The sequence below is a fragment of the Saprospiraceae bacterium genome, from assembly GCA_016713025.1.
GTDB lineage: Bacteria > Bacteroidota > Bacteroidia > Chitinophagales > Saprospiraceae > OLB9.
In genome coordinates, this window is sequence record JADJPZ010000003.1 from 732,630 (window position 1) to 754,225 (window position 21,596).

At 35.3% G+C, this 21,596-nt stretch carries 16 protein-coding genes and 1 pseudogene; 12 read left to right on the forward strand and 5 right to left on the reverse strand.

Features of this window, described 5'->3' with window-relative positions; all coding sequences use genetic code 11:
• Window positions 1–52 precede the first annotated feature (52 nt).
• Together IPK35_05925 and IPK35_05930 are read right to left on the reverse strand one after the other, a co-directional pair.
• A complete protein-coding gene (locus IPK35_05925; protein ID MBK8052812.1) occupies window positions 53–2,680 on the reverse strand; it encodes a TonB-dependent receptor in 2,628 nt (875 codons plus the stop codon).
• Between the two features lie 101 nt (window positions 2,681–2,781).
• Entirely contained in the window at window positions 2,782–3,159 is a 378-nt protein-coding gene (locus tag IPK35_05930; protein MBK8052813.1) for a hypothetical protein, read from the reverse strand.
• Window positions 3,160–3,473: 314 nt separating this feature from the next.
• Between IPK35_05930 and IPK35_05935 the strand changes: the two are divergent.
• The 3 genes and pseudogenes from IPK35_05935 (at window position 3,474) to IPK35_05945 (ending at window position 7,203) form a co-directional block, all read left to right on the forward strand.
• A pseudogene (locus IPK35_05935) lies at window positions 3,474–4,578 on the forward strand (50S ribosome-binding GTPase).
• Window positions 4,579–4,625: 47 nt separating this feature from the next.
• The gene (locus IPK35_05940) at window positions 4,626–5,720 is read left to right on the forward strand and encodes an aminopeptidase (protein MBK8052814.1); all 1,095 of its coding nucleotides are present in this window, start codon (window positions 4,626–4,628) and stop codon (window positions 5,718–5,720) included.
• Between the two features lie 169 nt (window positions 5,721–5,889).
• Window positions 5,890–7,203 carry a cation:dicarboxylase symporter family transporter gene (locus tag IPK35_05945; GenBank protein ID MBK8052815.1) on the forward strand — a complete coding sequence of 438 codons (1,314 nt, stop codon included), beginning with the start codon at window positions 5,890–5,892 and terminating at the stop codon, window positions 7,201–7,203.
• Between the two features lie 468 nt (window positions 7,204–7,671).
• Here IPK35_05945 and IPK35_05950 read toward each other — a convergent pair whose 3' ends face one another.
• The 3 genes from IPK35_05950 to IPK35_05960 form a co-directional block, all read right to left on the reverse strand.
• A complete protein-coding gene (locus tag IPK35_05950; protein MBK8052816.1) occupies window positions 7,672–8,295 on the reverse strand; it encodes a response regulator transcription factor in 624 nt (207 codons plus the stop codon).
• A gap of 81 nt (window positions 8,296–8,376) precedes the next feature.
• Window positions 8,377–11,238, reverse strand: coding sequence for a hypothetical protein (locus tag IPK35_05955; GenBank protein ID MBK8052817.1), 2,862 nt, complete (start codon window positions 11,236–11,238; stop codon window positions 8,377–8,379).
• The gene (locus tag IPK35_05960) at window positions 11,235–11,846 is read right to left on the reverse strand and encodes a hypothetical protein (protein MBK8052818.1); all 612 of its coding nucleotides are present in this window, start codon (window positions 11,844–11,846) and stop codon (window positions 11,235–11,237) included. The genes IPK35_05955 and IPK35_05960 overlap by 4 nt, the downstream gene beginning before the upstream one ends.
• Before the next feature lie 879 nt (window positions 11,847–12,725).
• Between IPK35_05960 and IPK35_05965 the strand changes: the two genes are divergently transcribed.
• The 9 genes from IPK35_05965 to IPK35_06005 all read left to right on the forward strand — a co-directional run bounded on the left by IPK35_05965 (window position 12,726) and on the right by IPK35_06005 (window position 21,367).
• The gene (locus IPK35_05965; protein MBK8052819.1) at window positions 12,726–12,944 is read left to right on the forward strand and encodes a transposase; all 219 of its coding nucleotides are present in this window, start codon (window positions 12,726–12,728) and stop codon (window positions 12,942–12,944) included.
• 67 nt (window positions 12,945–13,011) lie between these two features.
• Window positions 13,012–13,842, forward strand: coding sequence for an IS3 family transposase (locus tag IPK35_05970; GenBank protein MBK8052820.1), 831 nt, complete (start codon window positions 13,012–13,014; stop codon window positions 13,840–13,842).
• Window positions 13,843–14,291: 449 nt separating this feature from the next.
• Entirely contained in the window at window positions 14,292–15,053 is a 762-nt protein-coding gene (locus IPK35_05975; protein ID MBK8052821.1) for a hypothetical protein, read from the forward strand.
• A 99-nt stretch (window positions 15,054–15,152) separates the two neighbouring features.
• Window positions 15,153–15,584 carry a hypothetical protein gene (locus IPK35_05980; GenBank protein ID MBK8052822.1) on the forward strand — a complete coding sequence of 144 codons (432 nt, stop codon included), beginning with the start codon at window positions 15,153–15,155 and terminating at the stop codon, window positions 15,582–15,584.
• A 310-nt stretch (window positions 15,585–15,894) separates the two neighbouring features.
• Window positions 15,895–17,223, forward strand: a complete 1,329-nt coding sequence (locus IPK35_05985; GenBank protein MBK8052823.1) for a DUF3421 domain-containing protein — start codon at window positions 15,895–15,897, stop codon at window positions 17,221–17,223.
• A gap of 40 nt (window positions 17,224–17,263) precedes the next feature.
• Window positions 17,264–18,247, forward strand: coding sequence for an RICIN domain-containing protein (locus IPK35_05990; GenBank protein ID MBK8052824.1), 984 nt, complete (start codon window positions 17,264–17,266; stop codon window positions 18,245–18,247).
• A gap of 209 nt (window positions 18,248–18,456) precedes the next feature.
• Window positions 18,457–20,112 carry a M48 family metallopeptidase gene (locus IPK35_05995; GenBank protein ID MBK8052825.1) on the forward strand — a complete coding sequence of 552 codons (1,656 nt, stop codon included), beginning with the start codon at window positions 18,457–18,459 and terminating at the stop codon, window positions 20,110–20,112.
• Window positions 20,113–20,588: 476 nt separating this feature from the next.
• Window positions 20,589–20,834 (forward strand): hypothetical protein, encoded by a 246-nt coding sequence (locus IPK35_06000; protein ID MBK8052826.1) that lies wholly within the window; start codon window positions 20,589–20,591, stop codon window positions 20,832–20,834.
• Window positions 20,835–20,848: 14 nt separating this feature from the next.
• Window positions 20,849–21,367: a hypothetical protein gene (locus tag IPK35_06005; protein ID MBK8052827.1), complete on the forward strand. Its 519-nt coding sequence runs from the start codon at window positions 20,849–20,851 to the stop codon at window positions 21,365–21,367.
• Window positions 21,368–21,596: the final 229 nt, after the last annotated feature.

A 21,596-nucleotide genomic window follows, 5' to 3' on the forward strand; every position in this document is an offset into this window, starting at 1 on the left:
AAAATACACATCAACCATTCATTTATAGTTAATGTGTATTTTATTCAAGAGATTATTTCAAACTATACCGCACTCCCGCATAGATATTGACTCCCATGATAGGTCCCCATGCCAGTGAACTATCAAAATACTGGCTGAAAGGCGCATGTGCTGAGATGATAGGGTGATCCAGTCTGTAATCAAAGATGTTTTCACCTCCGACGTAGACTTCAAAGTTGTTCTTCCACTTTTTACTTACCTGAGCGTTGCTGAGAAAATAAGATGGTGATGCGTCAGGCCATCTGTGTTTTTCGTCATTCGCTAATGTAGAAGGAATTCTTACCGAACTCAACCTGTTGATGGTATAATCTATCATCCACCCTTTCCCGGCATCTATGGCCACGTTGGCAAATGCTCTTTCTGGTGATATCAATGGCTTTTGCAAGAGTTGTTCGCCATAGGTAGTTTGAACATCGTTGTATCTGTAGGCAAGTCTTAGATCCAGCCAAGTGAAGATGTCTATTTCGGTCTGAACTTGCATACTATTGGAATAGGATTTGCCCCTGAGATTGTAAAATACAACCTGTCTGGCACTTCTGTCAAGATCGACTACGATCTGATTTTCAAAATCTATTCTGTTGAGGTCCAATGACAGGCTCAAAAGTCTTTTACCAAGCTTTATTTCTTTAGTAGCACTGAAACCCAGATTCCAGGCTACCTCAGCATTTAGTCCATAAGGGGTCTTATCGTTTCCTGTGCCTTCAACTATGATCTCTCTGTTGCTGGCAAATACACCGATATTTTCTGAAAAAATACTCGCTGTTTTTTGCCCTCTTCCGGCTGCGATCCGGAATACCGTGGATTGGTCAGGAGCATACCTTATATTCAGACGAGGAGTAAAAAATAAGCCAAAATTATTGTGGTAATCAGCGCGGCCACCAAGAAGCAATGAAAATTTCTCTGATCCTTTGTAGGTATATTCTCCAAATATTCCTGGTACCAATTCATTTCTTTTAAAATGTTTTGTAGCTACGGTTTCATGAAAATTGTCATATTGAAAACTGGTACCCATTCTCACCTGATGATCGGTATTATTGATGATACTTTGATAGATCATATTGAAATACAAAGATTTTTGGGTGCCATCATACCTCCTTAGCCCAAATTGAGATTTTTGATCATGATATACTGCTGACGCTTGGAATCCCAGCGTTTTATATGGTTTGTCCAGATTAACGATACCTCTCTTAGCCCAAACTTCTGCACGATTGGTCGTCATATCAGCTCCCCAGACCTGATTTCTGAGAGAAGTCAGCGGATCAAATTCTGTCTGACCGCTGATATTATCCATAAATGTCAATTTTATTCCCAACTGGCCTTCCTGACCTGAGCCATCAGACCATTTCCAGCGGTTGACAAACCCGATTTGTTTGCCTAAAGGCATATCCAAAAATCCATCATGATTATGGTCTCTCCTTTGAGCCCGGTTGGACAAGTGGAGCAATGATGAGGTAGTCCATTTTTCATTGATCTCCTGCTTCATCACGGTATTGAGTTCAAGCCTTGCGGCCTGACTTGCATAGGCATTCAGATGTAATCTCTCATCGTGACACGGTTTTTTGATCTCCACGTTGATCTGACCGGTGATGCTTTCGTAGCCATTGACCACTGATCCTGCACCCATATTGAGCTGCATTCCTTCTATCCATGGACCAGGAGTATATGCCAGACCCTGGAGTGCCGCCAGTCCTCGTACGTCAGGCATGTTTTCGCGTGTGATCTGTACATAAGGGCCGGCGAGGCCAAGCATTTCAATTTTTCTCGTGCCTGTGACAGCATCGGTTGAAGAAGCATCTATTGCAGGAGTGGTATCAAAGCTTTCTGCCAGATTGCAGCAAGCTGCCTTTAGCAATTCCTTACTTGAGATTTGATGCACTTTTACAGTCTCAAGGTAGGATATTTCTGTACTTCTTTTTTTGTGGACGATTTCTATGGCGTCCAGCACGTTTGGAGCACTGATGGTAATGCTGATATTTCCGGCTTTTTCTATGAGAATAGTATCAGGACTATAACCAACGTAGGAAACCACAAGATAATCTTTCTTTTTCCCAAATGGCAACTCAAACTTACCGTTCATATCGGTTATGGTTCCGGATTTATTATTGAGCCATCTCAAGTTAGCTCCTATCAAAGGCAGCATAGCACCCTTTTCTGTTCGTTCGAAAACAGTTCCTGTAATGATATTACTGAAAGTGCCTGTACTGTGGTCGTGCCCATCATCCACTGAATGATCATGCCCATCATGAGCTGAGTGGTCATGCCCATCATGCTCCGAGTGGTCGTGTTCATTTTGACCGGATACATCCACTTTATCACCGCGATAGTGACAACACCCATGTAGTGCTTCATATGCTTCATCTTCTGCCTTTTGTCCGTCAGCGTCATGTCCTACGGCAAGCAATGCATCTACAAGTTCTTTTTTTACAAAAATGGATTGTGTTTCGACCTTCAACTCCTGTTTTTTAATATTATAATCTGCCGAGTTGACACCTATCACTTTAGTAGCGGTCTCTTCAATTCTGTCCTTACACATCCCACAAGCCCCGCTGACTTGTATTTTGACTGTATTCTGACTAATACAAATATTGACTATTGATATATTTGCGATCAATAAAATGATCCACATTTTTAATTTATTCATGATATTTCAGGTTAAAATATAATTTAAAATGGTGATATCCAAAAATGTCAGTTAAAAAAATATGAACTGACAGGACACACTAATCCAATGAATTATAAATATTAAACCTGAGGCGGATTGGTGAGAGAAAGATGAAAATCAAATGAGTGGAACAATACGGGCATATTGTTTTTCTCATGATAAATTGTATTTTCTGATTCCTTGAAGGAGTAGTATTTTAACGTATGTAAGAAAATTTTGGCACACGTGAGACACTTACAATCATCACCACAACATCCTTTATGCTTCTTTTCTTTTTGGTTTTTGCCTTCTTTTTTATGAAGCTTGGAGCAACAACTTTTGACAGGAGCATCATTGTCCGGCACTAAATTGCATTCTGTGCTTTCCTTGCCCGTCTGGGTAGGCAACAACTTTGGTCCACAGACACTCAGTGACTGATGGAAGATGATAAAGGACAATATTAATGCGACTATTTTCATAAAACAAATGCAAAGGTACGCTTTTTTAAATCATTTGTCAAGAGGAGTATTTTTTTAACTAAAGATTATCAATTTGAATGTGTGGTATAACAACTTGCAAAAATGCTCTTCTTTACCCATGCCTGACACTATAGGACAGGCTCATTCCTAAGGGGAGAGCAGCGCTTTGATTAGAAGAAGAGGGTGGGTCGTCCCTTCAGGGAATGAGGGTAAAGAAGGGCTTTTACTAATTTGTGCTTAGTAATAGACAAACTAAATAGAATGTAGGGTAGTAATAGATTAAAAGTAGTTACATTTGTATAAAAATTTAAAATATGTCAGACGCCTGGAAAGTAGGGAAAGATGGGAAAAAAGGAATCAGAAAAACGGAAGAATACTGTGTTTTGGTAGGTATCATCTCTAAGGATGAAGATGAAACTCATGTGATGGAATATCTCGATGAGCTGGAATTTCTGGCTACCACAGCAGGTGCAGTGACTCAAAAAGTATTTACCCAAAAGATGCCGCACCCCAATGTCAAAACTTTCGTAGGTTCCGGTAAATTGGAAGAAATAAGGATGTATATCGAAGCCAATGAAGACATCACACTAGCCATCTTTGACGAGGACCTTACGGGTAAACAAAACAGTTTTCTGGAAGAATATCTCAAGGTCAAGATCGTGGACAGAAGTACATTGATCCTGGATATTTTTGCAGACCGGGCTCAGACTGCTCAGGCAAAAACACAGGTAGAGCTCGCGCAGATGCAATACATCCTGCCAAGATTGAGAGGACTGTGGACGCACCTTGAGCGTCAGAGAGGCGGTATAGGTATGAGAGGTCCGGGTGAGATGGAAATCGAAACGGACAGAAGGATTATACGTGATAAAATTGCTTTTCTAAAAAAGAAGCTGGAGAAAATAGACCAGCAAGCCCAGACACAACGAAAAAATCGAGGTGAACTCATACGTGTAGCTCTTGGTGTGTGATTCTATGCCTTTTCTTCTTTCCGATACAGTAGGTTTTATCCGTAAATTGCCACATCATCTGGTGGAGAGTTTTAAATCTACCCTGGATGAGGTGCGAGAAAGTGATATCCTGGTGCACGTAGTGGATATCTCACATCCACAACATGAGGATCATATACTTACAGTACAGAATACTCTCAATGATCTGGGTGCATCCGACAGGACCACTCTTATGGTATTCAATAAAGTGGATCTGTATCGTGAAAAATATTTTGATGACTTTCTGGATTCAGACACAAAAGCAGAAATCATGCAGGAGATCAGAGATAAATTCAGCAATACATACAATTTTCCCAATGTGCTCATATCTGCCACCAACAAAGAAAACATAGATGAACTGAGAGAAGTACTTAAAGAAATGATCATCAGAGAGTACGAGGTCAGATATCCTTTTCAAACTAAAAGCTGGTAATTGTTGATTGCTGAAATCTGTAACCCGCCACCTAAAAGTTATTTACCATGAATATCCTCCAAAAATACGCTCATCTTCTCGTACACTACTGTCTTGAAATTAAACCAGGAGAAAAATTGTATATCACTACCACAACTTTGGCGGAACCACTGCTTAGGGAAGTCTACAGAGAGGCCATACATGTAGGGGCATATGTAGAGTATCACATGAGTTTCAAAGACCAAAACAGCATTTTTATATCTGAAGCCAATGATGATCAACTGGACTACATCTATCCTGCTTATAAAGAAATAATGGCAACCTTTGATGCATATCTGGTCATCAGAGCACCATATGATGTAAGGGAAGATCAAGGTAATGACCCTCAAAAAACAGCAAGAAGGCAGAAAGCATTATTTGTAGTCAATCAAATATATACTGAAAGAATTGCTGATCGGAGTCTAAAGAGATGTCTGTGTCAATATCCCACCCGGACAGCGGCACAAGAGGCTGGTATGAGCCTGGAAGAGTATCAGGATTTTGTGTATAATGCATGTCACTTATCAGCTGAGAATCCTGCTGCAGAATGGAGGAAGGTCGGAGAAATGCAGCAAGGTGTCACTGATTATCTCAATCATTGTGATCAGATCAGGTATATCAACAAAAGATCAGACATCAGTTTTAGTGTCAAAGGAAGAACGTGGATCAACTCAGACGGAAAAGCCAATATGCCAAGCGGTGAAGTGTTTACCGGACCTATCGAAAACTCTGTAAATGGCTTTATTTATTTTAACTATCCTATCGTCTATATGGGGCATGAGGTGGAAGGGGTCACTCTGGAAGTGCAAAACGGAAGAGTTGAAAAGTGGAACGCCGGGAAGGGGCAACTTTTTCTTGATGAAATATTTAAAATAGACGGTGCAAGATATTTTGGTGAAGTAGCCATAGGCACCAATTACAACATCAATAAGATCACAAAAAATATATTATTTGACGAAAAAATTGGCGGTTCTGTGCACATGGCAATAGGGCAGTCGTACAAGCAGACCGGAGGCGTAAACCAGTCACCTATACATTGGGACATGATCACTGACATGCAGGATGGTGGAGAGATATGGGCTGATGGAAAATTAATTTACCAAAATGGACAATTTTTGATATAATCATTGTAATTTTTTACATATTTGTTGCTCATAAGATCAAAGCAATGAGTGATTATCATCATTTAGTCATTTTTCTTCATTTACAATCTATCTTTCTGGTACACCATGCAGAATGTGTGTTTTCACTTGAATTCCATCCAACCAATCACAAGGCAAATTAAATAAACACATGAAGCGTCTGCTAACAAATCTTACATTTTGGGTATTGACAGCCATTACCATAGGTATCTTGCTTGGACATTTTGCCCCGGAGATAGCACTCAAACAAATCATGGCCAATGACTGGAAAGCTCATTTTATGGGTCAGGAACTCAAGGTGGGAAAAACATTGAGTGAATTTTTTGGGAGTGGCTTTATCTCAGTAGTAAAAATATTTATCAATCCCATCATTTTTCTTACTATTACTTTAGGCATCGTATCGATGGGAGACCTGAAAAAAGTAGGAAAAATCGGGGCTAAGGCATTGATATATTTTGAAGTAGTGACCACACTTGCGCTTATCATAGGTGTAGTCATAGCTCATTTTATCAGACCGGGAGTGGGTGTAGACGGTGCTCCGGCATCAAGTCAGGATGTTAGTACTTATACGGCAAAAGCACAGGGCTTTGACTGGTGGAAATTTTTTATGGACAATACTACCTTGCAGGTACTCATCATAGCTTTGGTATTAGGTGTGGTATTGAGTAAGGTGAAAAATAATCAAAAAATCATAGAATGGCTTACCATTGCTTCAAAGTACGTGTTCAGAGGCTTGCATCGGGTGATGCTTTTTGCACCAATTGGGGCATTTGGAGGTATGGCATTTACCATCGGAAAATATGGTATTCATACGCTTTTCCCACTTGCAAAACTGATGATCACTGTATACGCCACTATGGCTGTTTTTATATTTGTGATACTATGGTACATTCTGAAATATTATAATGTGAGACTTTGGGGATTTCTGAAATATATCCGTGAAGAATTACTTATCGTACTGGGTACCTCATCATCGGAGTCTGCATTGCCAAACCTGATGGAAAAACTGGAGCGTGTGGGTTGCTCAAAATCAGTCGTGGGACTCGTCGTGCCGACAGGATATTCTTTCAACCTTGATGGTACCACCATCTATCTGAGTATGGCTATCATCTTCTTAGCGCAGGTGTATGGTATAGAATTGTCTGTTGGTCAGATGCTGTCCATCATAGGCATCCTTATGGTGACTTCCAAAGGAGCTGCTGGTGTGACCGGAAGCGGATTTATCGTGCTGGCTTCTACACTTACGGCTCTTAATGGAGTGATACCGGTAGAAGGGCTGGCTATGCTGCTGGGTGTGGACAGATTTATGTCCGAGGCAAGATCTATCACCAACTTTATAGGGAATGGTGTAGCTACTATCTGGATTGCCAACAATGAGAGAGAGTTTGACAGGACGAAGATGGACTATGCCTTTGGTCATGTAGAAGAAAGCGAAGATATTTTATTGGACAATTTGGGGGATTGAATTTGACAAAGGAGTATTCAGATTTTACTGAGATAATACTTGGTCTAAAAATTCACATAAAAGAAGGAGCGGTAGCTCTGATATCTTTGTAAAATGACTTAAATAATTGACGATAAGGGGCGTAGCCCTGACATCTTCAATGACGTTGAAATTGTTTTATGATTACAGGGCTAACGCCCCTGATGATATGTTTTGGGACTCTGATTACAAAGATTACAGGGCTACGGTCCCTATTATTTAAAGAAGTAATATAATATATGTTAACCCGAATCACGTTATTTTATAAAGTGACTAAAATGTACCTGTTGATACAAGTAAATAAGATTGAGACTTGTCTCCAGAATTTCGATAAAATCAGATTTAGAATGATTGAATGGTTAAAGAATAAAGATTTCTTATTTAAAACTTATATTCTGAGCTTTGATGATTTTCGTTCCTCACAAATTTGGGTTTTTAAAAGTATTGCATTTATTTCTTAAGAAACACCTTTGAAATAGCCTCAGTGACGGAGTGTACATTTAATTTTTGGTAAACCCGGGAGATCATGGTTTTTACTGAGTTTATACTGATGTTGAGGTGATTTGCCACCATTTTCTGACTATAACCCATGGAAATCAGATTGAGAATTTCTACTTCTCTTTCAGTAAGTTCAGGGATATTTTCAGACTTTGTCGAATGAGGCAGTGCTGACAGTATTTTTTTTGCAATCTGAGGAGAGATTGGTGCACCACCATCTAAAATTTCGTGAATAGACTCCAGAATTCTGTCCGGTTTTGTGCCTTTTAGTACATAACCTCCCGCCCCGTTTTGAAGAGACTCAAAAATTTTATCATCATCTTCAAAAACGGTAAACATAATAACATGGGTTTCTGGTCTGAATTTTTTAATCACTTTGAGTCCTTCTATGCCATTCATACCTGGCATATTGATATCCATAAGTACTACATCCGGCTTGTACGCTTTGATGTCAGACTCAACGTTACAGCAGTTGGAGAAACTACCAGTCAACTGCAATTTACCATCTAACCTGATCAAATCGATCATAGCATGCCTCAGTGAGTTGGAGTCTTCATATATAATTATTTTAAGCATGGTATATCTTATACAACTTTTGGCAAATATACAAGTGATTTATCAAATCGTTTGTAGTACTTTAGGGTGACAAAATTCTATTTACATGATAGGTACGGTGATTATTAATACATTATTACTGTCTGTTCTTTCGGAATATATATTACCATGATGTGTCAGAATTCTGGTGTTGATATTGGTCAGTCCGTTGCCTTTTCTTTCTGAAAGGGCATTTTTGAAGTCAAAAGGAATTCCATCATCCTGCAGTATGAATGATAATTCTTGATTTTGAAGCTTAGAAGTAAATTTTATTTTTTTGGATTTCGAATATTTGGCAATGTTGTTGAACAATTCTTTGAGCGTCAGATATATGTCTTTACGTAATTCTAAAGGCAGATTTATATTAAGGTCCTTTTCAAATATATTATTATCCAACTCTAAGGTAATATTGGCTGCGTCACACATTTCAACAGCAAATCCGGAAATTTTCAGTAATAACTTGTCCAATTGATCGTTTGCAGGATTGAATGACCAAACAATGTCCTGCATACCCTCTAATGCTTCCCTGGATTTTGATTCGACTTGTTTTAATTTTTTATGAGCTGAGTTTGCTTCTTTGGCAATATCTGTATTGTGTGTTATCATACTGATGGCAGAAAGAATACTTCCCACTTCGTCATGTAAATCCTGAGAAATCTGAACCCTGAGTTTTTGATTGGCAATCAATTTGTCCAACTCCGCTTGCTTAAGTTTTATCCTATTTTCATTAATCTTTTTCTGAATGTATGCTCCTGTAACTGTTAAAAGAAGGGCTGAAAGTAATAAGAACCAAGGCCTTTGCCACAAAGGACTTTTTATGTCTAAGGTTATTTTAAGGGTAGTTTGTTTAAACAGGTTTCCTGACAAAACAGCAAATTCAATATGATGCAGGCCCGGTTTTAGGTTGTAAAGCTGCAATTTGCCGTCTGAGATAGGTTGATAAAAGTTGGTTGTAAAGTCCGATTTGTAGTACACAGGATAAGCTTTAGCATCAATCGGGTTTTTTCCGGATACTGCAAATTCGACTAATTTTGTGGATGCTCCTACATTTATATAATCTTTCTTGTAATCTACTTGCTTTTTGTCTAGCATAATGGAGTCTATCCTCACATCAGCTTGTTCATCCAAGGATAAAACAATGTTTTTATCAAAGCTATATAAATTTTTCTCAGCGGTGAAATTAACCCTACCATTGAATATACTAATTTTTTTATTATCGCAAACTATGTCAGGCGGAAGCGGTATTTGATATAAGATGTTTTTATTAGGATTGAAATAATAAATGCCGTTTTCAGAATTAAACCAAATGGCATCTCCATCTTTAATGGCACTATACACATTTTTAAAATTGAGAATTTCGTGCTTTATCAATGGTTCAATTCCTGATTCTTGCATGATAAATATTCCATTTACACTGCAAATCAAACTACTATCAGTATTAATGTATTCAACATTATGGACCACTCCAGGATTTTGATGAGTATGCTTTATACCTTTAACCCCTCCGGTAGCATTGATTGGATAAATTTTATCATCAATTTTGACGATGTGCTTTACAAATTCTGATGTTTTAATGGTGGATTCAGATTTAAGCTTACCTTGATTAATATAAAATTTGTGAATAGTAGTTAAACCCGGTATATATAAAGTATCCGGTGTTAAGGTAGGCAAACCAAATACTTCATTCTGATTTACTTCAACATTCTTAAAATGTTGAGATTTTATGTCTCCGAATTTAAATACCTCATCGCTTTGTAAAAAGATATAATTTTTGAAATTAACAATAGACTCGATGGACTTTGAAACATCCTTGACTAATTTTTCCTTGCCAGCTAATAGGGATAAACTTCCACCATCTGAAGTTACGAGTACCCTATCATGATAATTAAAAGCCTGAACATTTTTACGAATTAATTGCAGGTCTAAATTGATTATTTTATTGAAATTATATAAAATCGGGTGCTCTTTTTTTTTACAGGTGATCAAAATTTGATCGTTACTATTAGTGTAAATTGTACTGATAAATCCTGTTTTTTTCAAACCGCCAATATTTTGTTCTGCAAACAATTGTCTGATGCTATTTTCGATTGTATTATATAGTAGTAAACCTTTGTCTATATTTGAGATCAATAATCCATGTTTTGTTTTTTCGATTTCATGGAGCGAGGTACTATTTCCCTCTATATAAATCCAACTATGGGTAAAGTCACTTATATTTACTTTCAAAATGCCATAAATGGATGCGAGATAGGCATGATTACCTATGATTTTGACATTTGTGAAGTTGGGCTCTATCCATTGATTTTTCCACCTTACTTTTTCCAATAATCGTTTTGTGGTCCAGGAGTTATTGGATTTCTTTGTGTAAACTTGGATACCAGATCCTAAAAGCCACAATACACCAATAATGGTGTTATTATCATCATCTGTATCAAATCTCACGCTCAAATTTGAACCGGTGATTTTCTCATCAATTCGGTGGGTAATATAGTTATAATAAAATATATCATCATCTGCAGTCATCAACAAACACTGTCTCAGGCTATCTATCTCAATAATTTTGTAATTGGTTTTATAGATATGTGTATCTGAAGCTATCTGACAGGAAGTAAACAAGTCATCAGCAGGTAGATATGCTGTCAGATATTCATATGTGGTAGAAAAAAGTGTACCCTTTGAGGATGGATAAAGGTGAGATTGAATAAATGATCCCGCAAGACCTTGTTGATTCAATAAGAAATCTTTTTTTGATCGGCCGGCAACATGCTTCCATCCTTCTCCACAGCTGGCTATCCAATAATCATTAGCAGATTGAAAATGAAAAAATTCGTTGTAGTTTGTGGAAATAGAAGGTAGTGGAGTTTGTGAGTTTAATTTATGAAACTGAAGTAAGATAAATATAATTAAATATTTAGTAAACTTCATTTTTTAAAAATGTTAATTAGATGTCTAAAATTATCTAATACTTTAAAAGGAATGTCTCTTTTTTCTCTATGTAGCTTGGTTCTATCAAAACCCAAATAAAAGAATAAAATATCTTGATCCCACTCTGGTGGACACGGTGTACCCATTGAAACTTTAGAAACTATTGAGTGTCCAGTTTCAGTTCCAGTTCTTCCTAGTAACGTCCTTGGACTATATGTAGCCTCGCATTTTACTGTAGTATAGGATGTGTTATATCTTAAACCTAATTGTGTTTGACCAAATGAGAGTGAAGCAGATGAGAATTTAAACAACTTTTCTCTATCAGATTCGGAATTATTATCAAGAATAAATTTAAAAAATACAAATGGAAAAAAAACAAATTCAATTAAACCTTCCAAAGTTAAACTATTCTCCACAAATGGAACATCCAGAATTTTTGGACTTTCAGATGAAATTAATACTAAATATAAACTTTGTCTATTATTTTCAGGAACAGTAAGTCCAAATTTATCTATTGCATTATGCTTGACTAAAAATATTGCTTCAGGATTTATGGCAGAAGAAATTGAATCTCGTAAAGCACCCTGATTAATTGTAATTATACCCATGGCAATTGATAATTTGTTTTATTGATGTAAAATTAATATATTTAATCTGAATTATTTGATTACTATTAAAATAAATTTTCCTCAAGGACTCTTATACCCTTTGCATTCCAAGCACTTCTGAAATTCCTTGATTGAGCATGCCGAATACAATCGTAACATCAAATAAGGTTTTAGAAAAACTAGTAATAACTAATTTTTTTTACTTTTTATTTTTTCGAAAACATCATGCAAATATATCCACTTCCATCTTTTGTCTTTGTCATACTTTAAGGTGACAGCATTCCTCCGGTTTGCAAGTCTTTGTCACCCGAAATCATGACAGGGGACTATGACTACCTAAGTTACCTTTGCACCTATCAATAATGTAACTCATTAATTAGAAAAAAAACTTAGTGTTGTACCCATCTATCCAAAGGAATACAATAAAGAATCATACAGCTATACCGGTTTTAGTATTTATTAGTTTAGTATTCTATTCTTTATTTATGTACAGCCATCAGGCATCAGAAGGAGTATTATTTCAATTTTCTTTCTCAAATTTCACCATTTTTGCACTTAATATTTTATATATTATCGTATTTATTCAGTTTCTGCTGATCAGAGATCCTGCCTTTTTGTATTATAAATATTACATAGCCTGTAATCTGGTTTATCTGCACGGAGCTATGTTTTTTGGTGAGCATAATTTAAGTCTACTTAAGCATTTTATTATTATACCTGAAGTTGTTGGATGCTCATTGATATTAAATTATTATTTCTATACTGTCTTTGCAATTTGGTTTTTGGATTTAAAAAAGTCAGATGGATATGTATATTATAGTTACCCCCAAAAATCGGACAGCAAGTTAAATAAATTTTTTTACACTAAATTTGCTGTTTATGACAAAGAGAAAATTAACATCAGTATTTAAGAGCAAGGTGGTTTTAGAGGCTCTTAGTGAGCGATACAGCTTATCTGAGTTAGCTCAAAGACATCAGGTTGCACCTACTCAAATTTCGACATGGAAGAAAGAATTTCTGAGTAACGCATCGGTGGTTTTCGAAAAAGTACCTCCAAGACCACAGAATCTGTGCCAACGGATCGGGATGAACTATTAAGGACAATCGGGGAACAGAAGGTTGAAATTGACTTTTTAAAAAAAAGTTTAAAGAGACTGGGTTGAACATGCTGCCATTAATTCAAAAGGATCATCCCGGGATAAGTATTTCGCACCAGTGCAAATTGCTTGGTATAAACCGAAGTACTTACTATTATACTCCAATAGCGGAAGCTGCACTGAATCTGGAGCTCATGCGGCTCATGGATGAGCACTATCTGCTGCATCCATACAAAGGCGTGCCACGGATGTATATATGGCTGAAGATGGACAAAGGCTACCAGATCAATATAAAACGAATAGAACGTCTGTATTATAATCTGATGGGACTTAGAGCCATAGTACCAGGTCCACATACTTCGAAACGGCATCCTGAACATGCTGTGTATCCCTATTTGCTTAGGAATGTGGAAATTACCAATCCTAATCAAGTATGGGCTACCGACATCACTTATATCCCGATGCTGTACGGTTATTTGTATCTGATGGCCGTTATAGATGTGCACAGTCGCTTTATTTTAAGCTGGGATATATCCAACACGATGGATGCGACTTGGTGTGCTGGTCTAGTTCAGAATAGTATAACACGTTGGGGAATACCGCAAATAATTAATACAGATCAGGGGTCACAGTTTACGGCTGCTGAGTTCACTGCCACGGTACTGGACAATGGTATCAAACTGAGTATGGATGGCAAAGGCAGGGCCATAGACAACATCTTTATAGAGCGATTCTGGCGGACACTAAAGTATGAACACGTGTATTTGAATCCGACAAGTGATGGGAAGGAATTATATAAAGGAATTGATACATATATGAATTATTACAATATGGAAAGAAGGCATGAGTCATTAAACTATTGCACACCTTATTCACAATACCAACAAAAAAACAAATAAAATAAAATGAGCAAAATAAGGCATTCTAAGAGTTATCCACATATCTTTGTTTTGTTAACAAAGAAAAGAAAAAAAGTAACAAAAAAAGAAAAGAAACATATAATAATAAATAATAATATATTTATTATAAATTAAGATTAAACTGTCCGAACATTGGGGGTAGCTATATATAATTTGTTTCTTAAATGTTCTTACTATTTCCTGATACTTTTTCTATTGAGGTTGTGTATTTCATTTATCAGAAATTCTGATTTGTTTAATGTTGGAGTGAATGTAATAATATTTGCATGCATACCGGTATCAATTTATTGTATATGGATAGCGTTTAGAAGATTACATGGACCATTACCACGGATATTTTTTAGTGGCACACTTTTTTATTTGTTTTTTCAATTTTGGGATTTTTATTTTCATCTGGTATAGTTAACAATCCATTTGACGGGCCAATAATGAAAAACTGGATTTTTTATACTGAAGTCGGAATTTTGATTGAAGCTATATTTTTCTATTCAGGACTTACTTACAAAATGAGGTTGATCCAAAATGAGCACTTAAAAATTCAAAAGGAACTTTTGATAAAAGAGGTTGACGAACTAAAACTCAGGAATGCTCTGATAGAACAAAAAAATCAAATTTCACAAGACTTGCATGACGATCTGGGTTCTAATCTTACTGCTATGGCCATTCAGTCCAGTTTTATTAAGAATAAAGTAAACAGAAGTCATCCTGAATTGTCAACTATCGTAGATAAAATCCAAAATGATATCTCAGAATCTCAGGATCTGATCACAGATACTATCTGGTCATTGCGACCGCAAAACAGTTCGCTTTCCAAAATTATTGAAAAGCTAAATAAATACGCAGCTGATTGTTTTGAACTAAAAAAAATAACCTGGACATTGGATGTTGACCCTTGTTTAATTACCAAGGAAACAAATATCAAATACAACAGAGACGTCTATTTGATATGTAAGGAAGTCATTCATAATGTTTTGAAGCATGCATCAGCAACCAGGGTGTGTGCAAGCATCAGGCAGATAAATGATAGGGTCATCATCACCATCACAGATGATGGCAAAGGTTTTGATACAAACGGCGAAACTGAAGGTAACGGGTTGACTAATATTAAAAACAGAGTAAAAACCAAAGATATATTCCTAAGTATAGAGAGTAAGCTTGGCCAGGGTACCAAGGTGGAGATTGTGGTATGATAGGTTCCGTTTTTTTTTCAGAATTGTCACCTTTATTGATGACAAATTGGCCAATTAGTAGCTATTATTTTTGCAATGCATTTTAAAACACAATATACTATGGATCGCATAGAACTCTATACAAGTAAACCTGACATTTTAGCAAAATTTATTGTCTTAATACTTATGGTCGGTGGGCTTTCATTTTTTTTTGCGTTTGGTATTTTTATTTTGTTACTGACAGATCATAGGTGGGTACTTTTTTTGTATTTCTTTATAGTCGTTTACCTTATATTTCATAAGTACAAAAGCATCGTTGATATCAAATACACACTATTGGACACAGGCATAGAAATCCTGGATTCAAAAAACGATATTCGTCAAATTCCTTATAGTGACGTTATTTCTGTCACCAATTTTTTTGAATTATTATCTGATTTTGGTTTTGGATTCCTTGTATTAAAATTTAAAGGAGATGGTGTACTCGTATTAAGGCTACTTAATGATGCTGCTTATATGAAATCAATGATAGAAGAAAGAATCAATAGCTAAAAATAATGGAAAAGACCGAGTAGTCAAATACTACAATATTGTTTGGTTTTAATACAGAAAATTTCAATTACTCTTTAAAAAGTGCCATCTCCATGGCTTTCGGTTCGTCACCCGTCGTTACTAATATCTTGAAAAATCTATCATTAAGATGTACTAGATGCAAAAACTGCATATGGCATGCCTCACACATGAAATGTATTTGGTCAATTTATTGCTCCACTTTTGTCACCCTTTTTGATGACAAAAGTTTGTTTTTAGATCTATTAATTTTGTGATTATTTATCAACACATAATTTAAATTTATTTTAAAATGAAAACAACAAAAAGATTAATTAAATGCACATTTAGTGTTTTGCTAATGATTCTTTCATATTCTGAAGTTTCATCTCAATGGGTAAAATTTAATGGTAGTTTGCCGGCTGGAGCATTTTTGGCAGGTAAAGATGGTGATGGTACCGAATTGTATATTGCAAGGGCATACCATGTAAATGGAACCCATATTGGGAAATACCGGAAAGGAGCTAGCAATGCATTCATTCCTTGGGGTGGTGTAGAGCATTCTAAAACTGATTTTGAAATTTTCACTGGTACAGGATCGTGGTCATCTACGAGTGGAACTCTGCCGCCAAATGCTATATCTGGAGGAAACCAAGAAGGCAAGACTTTTTACATTGCACGAGCAAATATGGCTGGAAATTGGCATCCTGGTAAAGCTACTTTTGATGGTAAAACTTTGAAAGCTTGGATTCCTTATGGTGGTAAGGAGCATGTAGTTACAAGTTTTGATGTTCTCATGAATGATAGCATATCGGGAGGAATAAATACGACATCTACAAAAGTGCTTACTCATGGACTCTATAAAATAAAAAATGTAAATAGTGGGAAATATATTGGAGTGCCAGGCGGAAATCGAAATGAAAGTAGAGTGATCCAATGGAGTGATGTAGGGCAATTAGACATTGTTTGGAATTATACAATTAATAATTATGGAAATGGTTTTTGTAATGTACAGACAGATAATACATTAAGCAGTACAAATAATAATGTCGCTCATCTGGGATGGCCAAGAAATGAAGAAGAATCTGTTTATGATGTTTTAACAGTCGGCAATGCGTTTGTGATTTTGCATAAAAAGTCAAAGAAAATAGTAGGTGTTGAAAATAGTAGCAGTAACGATGGTGCAATTTTGAAACTATTTGACTACGTAGCTTCACCAAGTAAAAACTGCCTTTGGAATTTTGAGCCTTTTATTTTTGACAATATTGAGGTTGTAGTAAAAACAGGCGGCGATGATTTAAGAGGAGGTAACGAAGCGTTCTTACAAATTGATGGTACCAAATTTTCTTTGAATAACAAAGCAGGATGGGGCAATAATACAAGTAAGACAATAAGAATTACGCCATGCAAAATCACAGCAAATTCATCATTGAGTTTGATTTATGATGGAAGCCCAAGAAGCGGAAATCCTTTTGACTCCTATGATAATTGGAATCAAGATTATATCCTTATTCGCGCATACTCAAAATCTGGGCAAGCCAAAGTGTTGTATGAATCCAGTGAAAAAACTCGATTTACCGGTGACAAAAGATCACGGGGTTTAGGTATACCTTTCTTGTGTACTACGGTCATTCCTGGCTAACAAAAATACTTTATCACAAAAAATTTTAAATTTATTAGAAATGAAAAATCAAAAATTAATTCTCAGTATTCTTCTTTTAGGTATGTTTTGGAAAGGTTATACTCAGATCACTCCAGGTACATACACCATCACTACTAAACTTATCGATAGAAGATTAGATATAAAATGGGCTGATAAAAACAATGGCGCTGGCCTACATATTTGGGATCCTAATGGCGGGGAGGCTCAAAAATTTAAAGTAGAAAACAGCAATGAAGCTGACTATTATTATATAAAAAGTGAATGGGGTAAATGTCTCACTGTTAATGGGAGTGATCCAAACATATTAGACATGTGGGATTGCGTAAATGGGAATAATCAAAAATGGAAGTTTATAAATACAAGAGATGATCACCACAATATCCAATCCAAATTAGGAACTTACATAGATGTACGATATGGTAAAAAAGACAATGGCTCGGAAGTAGGTATGTCTGCCTATAGTAATTGGGAAGGTAATATTGCTCAGAGGTGGAAATTGAATAATTTTCCCTTTATTCAGTTTGAACTTCCACCTAGGTTTCAAACCTTTATTATACCAGATAGTGTGTTGTCATTCAATTATTTTGATGAATTAATCAATTGGTTAAATGCGAATGATTTCAATAATTACACTGACAATACAAAATCTCTGTTTATTTCCTCATGTACTTTGAATGATAATAATTCATTTAAATATTCAGGTTACTCTAAAGAAAAGTCATGGAGACTTGGGGGAAACTCTAATACAATTTTCAAAGATATTTACATCCAAAATTTCAGAAAACAACAAATAAGTCAAGCAGGGCTGGGTGTTGCTGGAGAGATAAATAGTTTTTCAATATTAAAAGAAAACAATAATACTTGGGTCAAACTAAATAACGACAAGAAAGTAAGAATAAAATTGTATAAAAATATGAATAAAATTTGTTTTGTATTTAAGGACGAATCAGGCTTCTATCATATAGGATTAATAGAAAAGAAAATTTACAATACAAACAGATAAAACTAAATCAGATGAATTTTACAAATTTAATCCAAAGTAAATACGTGTACTTAATATGTTTTGTCCATATAATAATTTTTACTATGAACGCACAAGAATCCCAAAACTCCTCCGAAGTCCTAAGTCTCCTCAGCTCTTAATATGCTATTGAAGGAGCTGTCAAATGACTTCCAACTTTTATTTTTATAATTTATAATGAAATACTCATCATGTGTAATAAAAAATTTCTATTTTCTTTATCCGCAATTTTCTTATTAACCAGCTCTCCTATTTTTGGTCAACTACAAACCGAACTTGAATCCGAAATTAGGTACTCACAAGTATATGACCAAGACCACAAACTTTTTGATAAAGCACATTTCGAATCAGTGGAGGTGACCAAGTACAATGAAGCTTTGGGTGAAATAACTATTGAAGACATAGATGGAAGAGAAAAGACGCTTTACTTTAATGATAAAACTGTTTTTAAGAATTTACAAAGCAAAACAAGCGAATCTCCCAAGTCTTTAATCACAGAGGGAACAGTGATGTCTATAGCCTATGAAATTGCAGACAATAAAAGAATAGCTTTAGACATCACGTTGCCCAAAATCTTAAGATCAAAAAATAGATCAGATAAGGATATTACTCTAACCGGGGTTTTGGAGGGGAGAGATGGTGGGCTTGCAATTGTAGGTGGCAGACGAGTACAATTGCAAGAAGGTGTAGTCATTACTTGCAACTCCAAATCAAATTGTGATTGTAAATGTCCAGGAATGAAAAAAGAGGCAAAAGGGAAGATGGACTACCTTCTGGATGAAGAATTGATATCGATAGCTCCTCTTGTAGAAATTAAAGGTCTGCTTCAATCCGATGGAGTCGTTATTGCTGAAAAATTTGAAATACGGGAAAATATAGAAACCAAATCAGAGATCAGCTACTTAGCGAAGCTTGGAGAAACAGTGGACATAGAGAACATGGTTATCACACCAAAAAACAACTTTTCAAGACTTTCTTTTAAAGGCAAAATGCGAATAGCAGAAAGTACTTACAATTTGTTTGAAAATAGTGAGGCTCAAATCTATATAAATACGGTTGGGGAAAAGTTAATCCCTGATTGGTATAAATCTATGAGCGCTAAACGCGATAATGCAATTGGTTTTTATGTTATTAACAGTACAGAACCAGATGCCTTTAGTCAAGGCGATGGTAAAATATTTGTTACAACAGCACTTTTAAGGATGATTAAAAATGAGCATCAACTGGCATTCATATTAGCTCATGAAATCGCTCATGTAACTCATAAACATTCTGTTCAATTGTTTGAAAAATCAGAAATGATGCGTATCACGATGAATGTAATTAATACTACCGCTAAAATAGCAAGTGCTCTAACAAATAATCAAAAGACAAAAGATATTATCCAATCGACCTTAGAAGTTATTGAAGCTTTAAAACCAATATATTTTAGTTCTATTTTTCCGTATAAAAAGGAGTTGCAAGCAGATAGAGTGGGATTATACTATTTAAAAAATGCCGGATATAATATAAACGAAGTACCCAAGCTTTGGGAAGGAATAAAAACTAAATTGTCAGAAAAATCATTTGTAGAATCTTTTGCAAATGCAGCATTGCACACAGTTTCAAATTGTGAAAGCTTTATTAGAATGAAAGAACAAAAAAAGTTGAATAGCCAGGATTTAATTAATTCCGTCAAGTCTTTTGCTGTCAATTTGTATATGGATTCCCAATATCTATCGGTATCTAAAGTAAATAAAAGGGCATCCGTGACCAATGCAATAATTAATCTGGAATATGCAAGTTATAAGCCTAAAAGTTCATTTGAGCCAAAGAATTTTAATCAATTTATACGAGTGATTAAATGAGGTAATACAGAATTTATTATTCAATTTATTCATATAAAATCTTGCTCAGTCTATTAAATTAATTATATTAGCTATATATTATTCAAATGGAAGACAAGGAATTTAGATCCACAATATCTAAAATTTTCCCACCTTTCCTTTTAAAGATCCTGATGACTGCCGTTGGTGCTATACAGTCATTAATACGAGAAAATTCTGCGCTAAACCAAAAATTAAAAACTGTGGAGGCTTCTGTAGAATCTGTATAGCAAAGATTAAGTAATGTAGAAGACAAAATTAATGATGTCAAGGTAGAAAGACAACTTGGCAGAGGTATTGTAGATCATAAATAATTTCTTTTTCACATTCTTTAAAAGTTTAATGGTATGAGACTTGGATGGCCAATGGTATGTCTTATAGTACATAGACTGGTTTTGATCATAGGGATTTGATTAAACACTAATTATAGTTTTGGGCAGCAGAGAATAGAAATACAGTTGCAAAAGCCGGCTATTATAACTTTAAAAACGGCAAGCCTCTGGAATTGTATTATTTCAAATAATTCAAATGCTGTGCAAACTGTATATCTCCAAGGTCAAATAATTGAACGTAAAAATGGTAAAATGTATGAAGTTAGGTCTGGTGTTTTTAATTTAAAAACCGGAATAACTATTTATAATACAAATAATTACAATGACTTGAAAGGAGAAAAAGTTTTGGTATCCTCCAAAGGTTTTGAATGAAAAAAAATTTTAAAATGAAAAACAAGATTCAAATAAATACAATTTTTACTCTTTTGTCTATTATTGTATTGGCACAATCATGCTCAAAGTCAGAAAATACAGAACCTGTCAATAAAATAGAAGGCTCTTACACCTTAAGTGAGTATCAATTAGTTTCAGGGCCGAATAAAATTTTTGGACCTGATGGTAATGGGAGTTTCAAAGTTATCGGTTTTAATTATGATACAACCACATTAAAAAATGAAAACATTACGATTTCTAAACATTCTGTAAAAGACTCTTTTCGCATTTATGGTTTGAAGTATCCTGAATGGATTTGGCCCGAGATAAAAGTAAAAAGTATGAATGACAGCTTAAATTTTGATAAAAAATATTTATCAGGGCCACTTTCTTACAGTCTAATTGGATTTATTGCAATAAAAGGAGATAGCCTAAATTTAAAATATACGTTTTCAACTTCTAATTTAGACTATAATCTTCAATTTGATTCCAGACAGGTCAAAATTTACTCAGGTAAGGGAATAAGAAAATAATAAATAAAACTTTAAAATGGGAACAAATGTAAGGGTGTAGAAAAAATCCTTTTTAATGGATTTGTCTGATTTCCACATGCAATAGCTCGTATAGATGGTGACAATGAAGTGGCAAATATTCCTTTTCAAAATCCTGATGACTGCCGTTGGTGCTATACAAGCTTTATCAGAAAAATACACAAGACTTGAGAAAATAGAAAATAGTCAACGATATTTCTACTGATATTCA